This is a genomic window from Corynebacterium sp. NML 120412 (assembly GCF_002285155.1).
Lineage (GTDB): Bacteria > Actinomycetota > Actinomycetes > Mycobacteriales > Mycobacteriaceae > Corynebacterium > Corynebacterium gottingense.
In genome coordinates this window covers 228,170-236,543 of the sequence record NZ_NSGL01000001.1, presented here as the reverse complement: position 1 = coordinate 236,543, position 8,374 = coordinate 228,170, and the positions used below count along the sequence as shown (strand labels likewise).

General features: G+C 66.5%; 10 protein-coding genes. 5 read left to right on the top strand and 5 right to left on the bottom strand.

Going from position 1 to position 8,374, the window contains the following annotated elements:
• Nucleotides 1–2,162, bottom strand: a 2,162-nt coding sequence (locus CKJ84_RS00955) for a transglycosylase domain-containing protein (protein ID WP_095545665.1), incomplete at its 3' end; no start/stop codon positions are given.
• Between the two features lie 77 nt (nucleotides 2,163–2,239).
• A complete protein-coding gene (locus tag CKJ84_RS00950) occupies nucleotides 2,240–2,617 on the bottom strand; it encodes a DUF5318 family protein (RefSeq protein WP_095546366.1) in 378 nt (125 codons plus the stop codon).
• 58 nt (nucleotides 2,618–2,675) lie between these two features.
• On the opposite strand from CKJ84_RS00950, the gene CKJ84_RS00945 reads away from it, so the two are divergent.
• Genes CKJ84_RS00945 through CKJ84_RS00935 form a run of 3 tightly spaced genes read left to right on the top strand, consistent with a single transcriptional unit; the run spans nucleotide 2,676 to nucleotide 4,515 of the window.
• Entirely contained in the window at nucleotides 2,676–3,134 is a 459-nt protein-coding gene (locus CKJ84_RS00945) for a MarR family winged helix-turn-helix transcriptional regulator (RefSeq protein WP_095545664.1), read from the top strand.
• 10 nt (nucleotides 3,135–3,144) lie between these two features.
• The gene (locus CKJ84_RS00940) at nucleotides 3,145–4,104 is read left to right on the top strand and encodes a universal stress protein (RefSeq protein ID WP_095545663.1); all 960 of its coding nucleotides are present in this window, start codon (nucleotides 3,145–3,147) and stop codon (nucleotides 4,102–4,104) included.
• A gap of 3 nt (nucleotides 4,105–4,107) precedes the next feature.
• A complete protein-coding gene (locus CKJ84_RS00935; protein ID WP_095538196.1) occupies nucleotides 4,108–4,515 on the top strand; it encodes a hypothetical protein in 408 nt (135 codons plus the stop codon).
• Here the strand turns inward: CKJ84_RS00935 and CKJ84_RS00930 are convergent.
• From CKJ84_RS00930 to CKJ84_RS00920, 3 genes are all read right to left on the bottom strand, one after another.
• Complete coding sequence (locus CKJ84_RS00930; protein WP_095545662.1) at nucleotides 4,490–5,395, bottom strand: rhodanese-related sulfurtransferase; 906 nt, start codon at nucleotides 5,393–5,395, stop codon at nucleotides 4,490–4,492. The genes CKJ84_RS00935 and CKJ84_RS00930 overlap by 26 nt on opposite strands.
• Entirely contained in the window at nucleotides 5,382–5,741 is a 360-nt protein-coding gene (locus tag CKJ84_RS00925) for an excisionase family DNA-binding protein (RefSeq protein WP_233125432.1), read from the bottom strand. Before CKJ84_RS00925 ends, CKJ84_RS00930 begins: the two co-directional genes overlap by 14 nt.
• A gap of 62 nt (nucleotides 5,742–5,803) precedes the next feature.
• Entirely contained in the window at nucleotides 5,804–7,297 is a 1,494-nt protein-coding gene (locus CKJ84_RS00920) for a DUF1846 domain-containing protein (RefSeq protein WP_095278362.1), read from the bottom strand.
• A 46-nt stretch (nucleotides 7,298–7,343) separates the two neighbouring features.
• On the opposite strand from CKJ84_RS00920, the gene CKJ84_RS00915 reads away from it, so the two are divergent.
• Nucleotides 7,344–8,150, top strand: a complete 807-nt coding sequence (locus CKJ84_RS00915) for an Fpg/Nei family DNA glycosylase (protein ID WP_095545661.1) — start codon at nucleotides 7,344–7,346, stop codon at nucleotides 8,148–8,150.
• 10 nt (nucleotides 8,151–8,160) lie between these two features.
• On the top strand, nucleotides 8,161–8,374 hold a 214-nt coding region (locus CKJ84_RS00910; protein WP_304441705.1), incomplete at its 3' end, for an NAD(P)H-hydrate epimerase.

Genomic DNA, 8,374 nt, shown 5'->3' with positions numbered 1-8,374 from the left:
TGCTGCGGAGCCGGTGCGGCGGGTGCGGCCGGGTCCGGTGCGGGCGCCTGCTCGGGCTGCGACGGGGCAGCGGACTGCTGCTGCTCGGCCGGAGCCGCCGCGGCGCCGTTCCCGGACTGCGTCGTGCCCTGCTGCTGGTTGTAGTACGCCCAGGAGTTGCCGCCCAGGTTCGCGCCGCCGCCGTAGGGGTTCACACCCCAGTACACCGGCGATGCCTCGTGGAAGTTCTGGATCTCCTGGCCCTCCAGGGCCGTGTCCAGGACGTCCTTCCAAATCTTGGCCGGGGTCTGCGCGCCGTACATCAGGCCGCCGTACTCGTTGAAGATCGGCGAGGTGTTGTCAGCCGTGCCGACCCACACCGCGACAGACAGTTGCGGGGTGGAGCCGACCATCCAGGCATCCTTGTTCTGGCCGGTGTCGCCCATCTGGGCGGTACCCGTCTTGCCCGCCGACGGACGCCCGCCCGCCAGGTTGGCATAGGAGTACGGAATCACAGTCTGCATCGCCTGGATCACGTTGTCCGCAACCTGGGCGGAGACGCGGCGCTCGGCGTACTTGTCATCGTTCTCGTAGAGCACCTCACCCTGCGCGTCGGTGACGCGCTGCACGAAGTGGGTCGGGTGGTACACGCCGCGGTCCGTGAGCGTTGCCACCGCGGCGGCCATGTCGAGCACGCGCGACTGGTACTGGCCCAGCACGATGCCCTCGTAGGGCTGGCCGCCGTTCTCGCGCAGGGTCACCGGGATGCCCGGGATGGAGCGCGCCACGCCGAGGGCGTGCGCCATGTCCGCCGTGTCCTGCGTCGTGTTGTCCAGGTCGTCCTGGATGCGCATGTACGCCGTGTTCGAGGAAGTGCGGGTGGCCTCGGTCATGTTGATGATGCCGCCGCCACCGCCGTCGGAGTTGGTCACGGAGAACCCGCCCGGCAGGGTGACCGGGGAGGCGTCAAAGTTCGCGGTCAGCGGGATACCCTGCTGCAGGGCCGCCGCCAGCGCGAAGATCTTGAAGGTGGAGCCGGTCTGCAGGCCGGCGTTGGCATAGTCCCACCCGGAGGCCTCGTTGCCGCCGTAGTAGGCGCGCACGGCACCCGTGCCCGGCTCGACGGCGACCACGCCGGTGCGGGCGTCGTCCTGCAGGGCGGAAATGCGCTCCTCGGAGATGCGGACCGTGTCGTCCTGCGTCTTCTTATCAATCGTCGTGGTGATCTGCAGGCCACGGTTGGTCAGGTCATCCTCCGTGATACCAATCGCGGCGAGCTCCGTCATCACCTGGTTCTTGATCAGGCCGTTCGGGCCCGTCGCCTCGGTGTAGGCGGAGTACGTCGCCGGGTCGCGCGTCTCGGGGAACTGCGCGCCCGCTCGCGTCGCCTGGTCGATCGCGCCCATCTCCACCAGGCCGTCCATGACGTAGTTCCAGCGGTCCTGGGCGCCGGCCTCGTTGTTCCACGGGTCAAGCTGGCTCGGGCGCTGAATCAGCGCGGCGAGCACCGCGCCCTCCTCCACGGTGAGTTCCGAGGCGGGCTTGGAGAAGTACGCGTGCGCCGCCGCCTCGATGCCGTAGGCGTTGCGGCCGAAGTACACGGTGTTGAGGTAGGCGTTGAGCACCTCCTCCTTGGACCAGGAGTTGGCCATCTTGATGGAGTAGACCAGCTCCTTCGCCTTGCGCTCGTAGGAGTGCTCGTTGCCCACGATCGAGTTCTTCACGTACTGCTGCGTAATCGTCGAGCCGCCGCCAGCGGAGGTGTTGCCGGTCAGCTGACCCACCGCGGCGCGGCCGAAGCCGGTGAAGGAAAAGCCGGAGTTGTCCCAGAAGTCGCGGTCCTCGGCGGCGAGCACCGCGTTCTGCACCTCCTCGGGCACCGCGTCGAGCGGGATCTGCTCGCGGTTGCCCTCCGGCGGCACCACGCGCGCCAGCTCAGTCTGGGCGTCGCTGAAGTAGATGTTGGAGATCTGCGCCGCCTCAATGTCGTTGGGTTCCGGGATCTCCGCCTGCCTGTAGTTCCAGGCAAACCAGATCGCCGGGATCGCGGCGATCAGCACCAGCAGCAGAAGCAGCGCCAGCAGCCATTGCCACCACCGCGAGCGCTTTGCGCCTTTCGACGCTCGCTTGCTTGACGACGCTACCGTGCTTCCACTTTCCGAGGCGTTCTCTTTGTTTGTCACTCGTTTTCCCTCAAGACGTGCGGACGTGCGGCAGGCCTCAGACCTCGAAGCCCACTGCGCATTATTAATAGGACACACTACCCGTCCGAGACGGGAACAGCGGTCACGGCCTTCCGTAGATGATTCCACTTGCACTCTAGGCAAACTTCGACGAAGTGCACGGTGATCGGCCCCACCTCCGCGACGAGCTGGTCAATCTCCTTCGCGCTGCGGGCAGTGTTGGCGCGGCGGCCCAGGTTCTCGCCGTACACCCACTTCACTTCGCGCAGCTCGGAGCCGCAAATCGGGCAGGGACGGTCGGCCTTGGCGCCGTGGTACTGGCTGGCGGTGCGGAGGAGGAAATCGGCGTCGCAGACGTCGTCAAGCGTGATCTTGCCCTGGCGGAGGTCCCGCAGCGTGGTGCGGCGAGCCCACTCGTGTGACACCTCGTATCTGTACGCAAACACTCGCCCCATCATAGTCGTACGAAAGCTGGTACTATTTAGTCTTCGAAAAGCGTGGAGGAGATTTCTTATGCATGAAACACCCGATCCGTACGAGATCGCGCGGAGCATTCGCCCCGCCATGACCTCGCTGTACGTCACCTACTTCCGCACGGCCGAGCACTCCGACCTGACGGGCCCGCAGCTGTCCATCCTGCGCCGGCTTGCGGACGTCGGCCCGTCCCGCATCAGCCACCTCGCGGAGGCGGAGGGCGTGCGCATGCCGACTGCCTCCAACACCGTCAACCAGCTGGAGAAGCGCGGGCTCGTGCACCGCATCCGCAGCGAGGACGACCGCCGCGGTGTGAGCGTGGAGACGACGCAGCTGGGGCTCGACGAGCTCGAGCGCGTAGGCGACGAGCGCACGAAGTACCTCGGCGAAATGCTCGGCACGCTAGACGCCGACTCACTGCGCCGACTGGCCAGCGTCGCCGATACCATCAATCTTCTCGCCGATGCCTACGTGAATAAGGAACAGACCACAACGTAGACTGGGCGCCGTGTCAACACGTTCGTTCTCCACAGATCTCGCGCAGCTCCCCGAGACTCGGGAGGCGTTGCGCATCGTTGTTGGCTGGGACTCAAGCAACTCCAATAACACCGAGGCCCTCGAGTTCGCGGCCTGGCTCGGCCGCTCTCTGCCCGTCAAGGTGCAGGTCATGAGCGCGACCAAGAGCTCGTGGACCAATTCCGTGTCTGAAAAGAAGCACAAGAAATGGCTCAAGCGGGCGCGCGAGGAATTCCGCGACCGCGTCGACGACGCCCTCGACGGCGTGGTTCCCCGCTCGCAGCGCGCCAAGCACGTCGCCCGGCTCATTGAGAAGACGAGCAGCACGGAGCCGCTTTACGACGCCGCCGCCTTCAACGCCGACATGATCGTCATGGGCTCACGCGCCAAAACCTCCAAGAAGCGCTTCCGCCCCACCTCCGTGGCCGAGGAGCTCATGCACTCCTCCACCCTGCCGCTCGGGCTGGCGCCGAAGCACGTGAAGCTGTCCAAGAAGGGCATCACCCGCGTGACCTACGCGCTCATTGACTCCGACGAAATCTCCGGCACCGGGACCCGCGACCGCTTCCCCGGCCTCGCCTACGCCGCCTCCCTTGCCTCCGTCATCGGCGTGCCGCTGCGCATTGTCGCGTTCTCCCCCGACGAGCGCAGCTCCGAGTTCTCCCACGAGCTGGCCGCCTGGAACGAGTCCACCCTAGGGCTGCTCGACCGCGTCCGCGACCAGGCCTTCGAGGTCTCCGACTCGCTGGACGTGCAGACGCTGCTCGCGTCCGGGCGGGGCTGGAAGCGCGCCGTGGACAGCGTGAAGTGGAAGAAGGGCGACATCATGTGCCTCGGCTCCCAGCCGTCGGGGCAGCTCAAGCGTGTGTTCGTGGGCACCCGCGAGGGCGAGTTCATCCGCTTCGCGCCGGTGCCCGTGGTCATCTACCCGCGCTCGGACGCGGAGGGCTAGACCATGCAGGACCACCCAGAAAACGACCTGCACTCGGGGGCCGACCGGTTCAGCAGGACCCGGCCGGAGCCGCGGGACTTCGACGCGCTCGCGGACGAGCCGGACCCGGCCGAGGTGGCGGAGCGGAACCGGAGGTCGACGCGGCAGGCGCTGGGGTTCACGGTGGCGTCGATAAGCTTTTGCCTGCTCTTTGGCCTGGTGCTGTCGTGGATTCCGGGCGTGAGCGAGACCTGGTGGGCGGTGCTCACGTCCATCCCGCCGGTGGCGGCGCTGCTCGCTTGCGCCGTGATCATGGTGCGCAAGCTGAACCGCTACGAGCGGTGGGTGCCGTGGATGGGCGTGTTCTGGCTGCCGCTCGTACCGTTCACCATGGTGTGGCTGATCATCACGATTGGGAAGCTCGCCGTGTAGCGCACTCCGCGCAGTACGGGTTCTCCTCCCGGCACTCGGGGCAGCTCAAGTACTGGACGCGGCACTCCGGCTCGTTGGCGCAGTTGTAAAACTGGTTCGTGTCCGCACCGCAGTGCACGCAGTGACCCAGCTGGACGTAGTTGGGGTCGTCGGTGCCGCCACCGAACTCGGTGTGCATGCGCTTGTCAAAGACGTAGAGGGAGCCCTCCCACAGCCCGGAGTTGCCGTACTTCTCGCCGTAGCGGACGATGCCCCCGTCGAGCTGGTACACGTCCTCGAAGCCGCGGTTCTTCATCAGGCTGGACAGCACCTCGCAGCGGATGCCGCCGGTGCAGTAGGAGACGACGGGCTTGTCCTTCATCCAGTCGTACTTGCCGCTGTCCAGCTCTTTGATGAAGTCGTGGGTGGTCTCCACGTCCGGCACGACGGCGTCCTTGAACTTGCCAATCTCCGCCTCGCGGGCGTTGCGGCCGTCAAAGAAGACGACGTCAGGGTTGTTGGCCACCAGCTCGTTGACCTCCTCCGGCGTGAGGTGCGTGCCGCCGCCGACGACGCCGTGGCTGTCCACCTTGAGCTCGCCCGGCGCGCCGAAGGACACGATCTCCTCGCGCGCTTTGACGGAGAGCTTGGGAAAGTCGTCCTTGCCGCCCTCGGACCACTTGAACTCGATGCCGCGGAAGTACTCGCGCGTCTTTTTCGCGTAGGTTTTGCACGCGTCGATCGGGCCGCCGACGGTGCCGTTGATCCCGTCCTTGGAAACGATGATTCTCCCGTACAGGCCCAACCCCTCGCACAGGTCGCGCTGCCACAGGCGCACCGCGTCCGGGTCCGCGATGGGCTGAAACTTGTAGTACAGGAGGATCTTGCTAACGCTGGCCACGGTTACCGGCCATCAGATCTTTGTACGCCACGGCGTCGCGCGTGTAGACGCGGCGGTGGGTACCCACTTTGTGGCCGGCAAGGCGGCCATCGTCAATAAGCTTGACCACAAAGGGGCGGGAGACGCCCAGCAGGTTGGCCACCTGCTGCGTCGTCATCTCCTCCTCCGGTCCGGGGGCGGGGATGAGGCGCCCCTCCGCAATATCTTCAATAATGTCGCGCAGCCACACCGCGGTCTCCTTGGGCAGCGTGACGCTGTCCTCAGAGTGGGTGCGGGCGCGGGAGAGATTGCCGTTGAGGTCCGCCAGGGCCTGCTCCACCGGTGAGAGCTTCTCGTCTTGATCCATGCCCAACATCATACGAACAAGACGCAACGGGCGCAATACCCGAATTGCCCGAATTACCGAACCTAGCGCTTGTGGTACAGGCGCTTCTTCCAGTAGGTCGGCTCGGAGGTCACCAGAACGCCCAGGTTACGGAAGATTCCCTCGTCCACGGAGCCGAGGATGGTCGTCGTGTGGGCGTCGCAGCCGCGCAGATTCCGCAGCTGCTCAAGCGCTGCGGCGGCGTCCGCACTCGAAGCCGCCGATACGGACAGCGCGATGAGCACCTCGTCCGTGTGCAGGCGCGGGTTCACGGAGCCAAGGTGCTTCGTCTTCAGCGTCTGGATCGGCTCGATGGAGTCGGGCGAGAGGAGGTGCACGGAATCGTCGATACCCGCGAGCTCCTTCAGCGCGTTGAGCAGCACGGCGGCCGAGGGGCCGAGCAGGTCCGAGGTCTTGCCCGTGACGATGCTCCCGTTCGGCAACTCCAACGCGGCACCCGGCTGGCCGGTCGCCTCCGCCACCGCGAGCGCCGGCGCGACCACCGGGCGATCCGACGTGGTCACCTCCGCCTTGCGCATGACGTTGGAGATGCGGTCCGACTCGGTCGAATCGGCCTCGGCGCGGCGCTCCTCCACGAGGGTCTTGTAGTAGCGGCGGATGATCTCCTGCTCCGCGGCGTGGCGGCACGCGGTGTCGTCGGAGATGCAATAGCCGGCCATGTTCACGCCCATGTCCGTGGGCGACTGGTACGGCGTCTCCCCCGTGACCTCGCGCAGCAGCGTCTTCAGCAGCGGGAAGACCTCGATGTCGCGGTTGTAGGAGGTGACCTTCTCCCCGTACGCCTCCAGGTGGTATTGGTCGATCACGTTGATGTCTTCCAGGTCCGCGGTGGCCGCCTCGTAGGCCAGGTTCACCGGGTGCGACAGCGGCAGGTTCCAGATGGGAAAGGTCTCAAACTTGGCGTAGCCAGCGGGGATGCCGCGCTTGTGCTCGTGGTACACCTGGCTCAGGCAGGTGGCCAGCTTGCCGGAGCCCGGCCCCGGCGCAGTCATCACGATGAGGTCGCGGGAAGTCTCCACGTAGTCGTTGCGGCCAAAGCCGTTGTCGGAAACCACCGTCGCCGTGTCGTTGGGGTAGCCCGGGATCATGTAGTGGCGCGACACCTTCAGGCCCAGGCGGCCGAGGCGCTCAAGGAAGGCTTCGACGTTCTCGTTGTGGCCCTCCAGCTGCGTGACCACCACGTTTTCCACGAGGAAGCCGCGGTCGCGGAACACGTCCACGAGGCGCAGCACGTCATCTTCGTAGGTGATGCCCAGGTCCGCGCGCACCTTCTGGCGCACGACGTCGCCGGCGTTGAAGCAGATGACAATCTCCACTTCGTCCTTGATCCGGTCCAGCATGGCGATCTTGTTGTCCGGGGTGAACCCGGGGAGGACGCGGGAGGCGTGGTGATCGTCGAAAAGCTTGCCCCCCATCTCCAGATAGAGTTTGCCGCCGATTTCCCGCCTGCGGGCGGTGATGTGCTCGGACTGCATCTGAATATATTTCTCTCGGTCAAACCCGATCTTGTACGGCATGGAAGCAATACTACAATCTGCGCCATGAATCTTGCGGAGCGGCACTTTGCCTGAAGGTCACGTCATCCACCGTCTGGCGGCGCGCTTTAACGAGGGGTTTCGGGGCGCACCCATTGCGGCTTCGTCGCCGCAGGGTCGCTTCGATGCATCGCTTATCGACGCCCACCCGCTCCTCACCGCACGCGCCCACGGCAAGCACCTGTTTTTGGAGTTTGCGCCGGCGACCGTGCACATCCACCTGGGCCTCATCGGCTCGCTGCGCTTCGAGCCGGCCGAGGACGTGTGGGGCCAGATCCGACTGCGGCTCGTGCCGGATCGTGGGAGGGGCGCGGTGGCGGCCAACCTGCGCGGGCCGCAGACCTGCGCCTACCTCAACCCGGCGGAGGTCGCCGCCATCGTGGAGCGCACCGGAGAGGACCCGCTGGGCGCGGGCGCGGACCCGGACGCGCTGTGGGCGCGCGTGCACCGTTCGAAGCGCACGATCGGCTCGCTGATGATGGACCAGGCCTACTTTGCCGGGGTGGGCAACATCTACCGCGCAGAGCCGCTGTTCCGGCTCGGCCTCTCCCCGTTCACACCGGGGCGGGCGCTGGATCGCGCCGAGTTCGACGCGCTGTGGGCCGACCTGGTGCAGCTCATGCACTACGGGGTCGAGCACGGCCGCATCGACACGGTGCGCGACGAACACGCGCCGGAGGCGATGGGGCGCGAGCCTCGCAAGGACGACCACGGCGGCGAGGTCTACGTGTACCGCCGGGCCGGCCAGCCCTGTTACGTGTGCGGCGACGAGATCGCGCTGCGCAAGGTGGAGGGGCGCAACCTGTTCTGGTGCCCCACCTGCCAGCGCGACTAGCCTGGCCGATATGTACGCCTGCACCTTTACTGTCGCCCAAGTCCGCGCCGCCGAGCAGCCATTATTGGACGCGCAAACCTCGCCGGACGAGCTCATGCAACAGGCCGCGCACGCCGTGGCCCAGGTCGCCCGCGCGATGGTGGAGCCCGGTAGCCGGGTGCTCGCGGTGGCGGGGCCGGGCGGCAACGGCGGCGACGCGCTCTACGCGGCCGCGGAGCTGGCCA